The sequence below is a fragment of the Oleiphilus sp. HI0123 genome (assembly GCF_001635315.1).
The window spans coordinates 1-2,211 of record NZ_LWGE01001757.1 but is presented as its reverse complement, the minus strand read 5'-3'; the positions used below and the strand labels follow the sequence as shown (position 1 = coordinate 2,211).

Annotated in this window: 2 protein-coding genes; both read right to left on the bottom strand. The window is 43.3% G+C overall.

Annotation, left to right across the window (positions count from 1 at the left end; all coding sequences use genetic code 11):
* The coding region (locus tag A3761_RS23740) for a TGS domain-containing protein (protein ID WP_156492074.1) at positions 1–628 on the bottom strand (628 nt) is incomplete at its 3' end.
* A 230-nt stretch (positions 629–858) separates the two neighbouring features.
* Positions 859–2,211, bottom strand: a 1,353-nt coding sequence (locus A3761_RS23735; RefSeq protein ID WP_156492073.1) for an RND family transporter, incomplete at its 5' end; no start/stop codon positions are given.

Here is a 2,211-nt window from a genome sequence, read left to right as displayed (position 1 = left end):
AATCGCCACGCCAGTACGCGCCAGAAATACGCATTAGTTTAAAATGATGGCAGAATTTCATGTTCGGCACGTGAGGGCCGCGGCACATATCTATATATTCTTCATGGTGATACAAAGCTGGCGTATCGGTCTTGGCGATATTTTCGTCAAGAATTTCCATTTTATAAGTTTCACCACGCGCTTCGAAAGCATCTCGTGCTTCTTGCCAGCTTACGGTCTTCTTAACAACGTCATAGCTCTTCTTAGCAAGCTCAAGCATACGCTTCTCGAGGGCTGCCATATCTTCTTCAGTGAGACGATGCTCTAAATCAACATCATAGTAGAAGCCATTTTCAATCGTTGGGCCAATCGCCATTTTGACATCAGGCCAAAGCTGCTTAATTGCGTGACCAACAAGGTGAGCGCATGAGTGACGCAATATTTCAAGGCCATCTTCATCTTTTGCAGTGATAATACTTAGTGTGGAATCTTCTTGAATCAACTCACAAGCATCGACCAATACATCATTTACGCGACCAGCGATGGTTGCCTTGGCAAGACCTGGACCTATATCTGCAGCAACATCCAATACGGATACAGCATTTTCAAACGAACGTTGACTACCATCAGGAAGCGTAATAACTGGCATATCTACCTCAAAATCAGTGGTGGCCCTTACTAAAGGTCACATGAGTTAAAAATTAAAAAATTACAAGCGCGCGATTCTAAACAAAAAACAAGTAAATTTGTACCGATATCTCCAAGTTTACGTTGATCGATGCACATCAATACTAAAACTGCGACCTTATTCCTAAGTGGCTCCAAAAAAGAAAAAACCCCGACACTCATTGAGTATCGGGGTTTTTAGACTCCTTAAGATTAAGCAGCAGCTTTTGCCAGCTTAGCTCTTTCTTTTGCAGCAATCTTATCAGGGCGAACAAGGAAGCGTGCCATCGCGGGTAGCAACCACAAGCTGCCAACCATGTTCCACAAGAACATAAAGAACAGCAGGATCCCCATATCTGCCTGGAATTTAATTGGCGAGAATATCCAAGTAAATACACCCAAACCAAGGGTCATACCCGTAAAGCAGACCGCTTTACCTGTCGTTCTAAGCGTCTGAAAGTAAGCCTCTTGTAAGACCACACCTTGTTTCAGTTTAGTCTCTAACTGACTATAGATATAGATACCATAATCGACACCAATCCCCACACCCAAGGCAATAACAGGAAGTGTCGCAACTTTAATACCAATACCCAATTGAGCCATAAGCGCTTCACACAGAACCGAGGTAAGTGCCAAAGGTGTAACGATACAAATAACAGCAGCTAAAGACCTGAACGTAATCAGACACAAAATACTAACGACCGAGTAAACAGAGGCTAACATGACATTCTTAGCCTTGGAAATAACCTCGTTAGTCGCCGCTTCAACACCTGCATTACCTGCCGCAAGTAAGAACTGGTAGTTTTCACTTGGGTACTGATCGATCAAGTCTTCCATCGTGTCGATCACAGTATCAAGCGTATCGGCCTCATGATCCTCCAAGAAGATGATCATTGGCGTCATACTACAGTCTGAATTAACCAGGCCTGAAGGTGCTCGCTGTATAGAAGAGTTAATAATTGACTCATTTCGGGATATTTCAAACCACTTCAAGCTTCCCTCATTGAGCGCTTTAGTCACCAATTTGGACACTGAGACCAAAGAAGCGGTAGATTCAACGCCTGGTGTATTTTCCAAACGCCATTGCATACGATCCATGACATCCATTAACTCATAGGTCGAACACATTTCTTTTGGCGTTTTAATCATCACAACCATAATATCGGCGCTGGTACTATAGTTGCTGATAATATAGTCGTTATCTAAATTGTAGCGAGAGTCAGGTCGCAGCTCTGGCGCACCTTTATCCAAGTCACCTATTTTAAGATCTTTCTGGTAGTAGAGACCTATACCACAACCCAGTATTGCAATAAGCACTGAAATCGGTGCCACACTTGGGTGAGCCATAAATGAAAGTGCGCGCCACTTTTTGTCACCATGAAGTTCAACATGCTTAGCATGCTTCAGGCCACCTTTACTCAAACCAGAGTACGAAACGATCACTGGATGGAGAACAAGGTTGGTAACAATAATAACCGCCACACCTACACCTGCGGCAACAGCGAGATCTTTAATCACGTCAATTTCAATGAACAATAATGTCAAAAAGCCAATCGCATCTGAAAG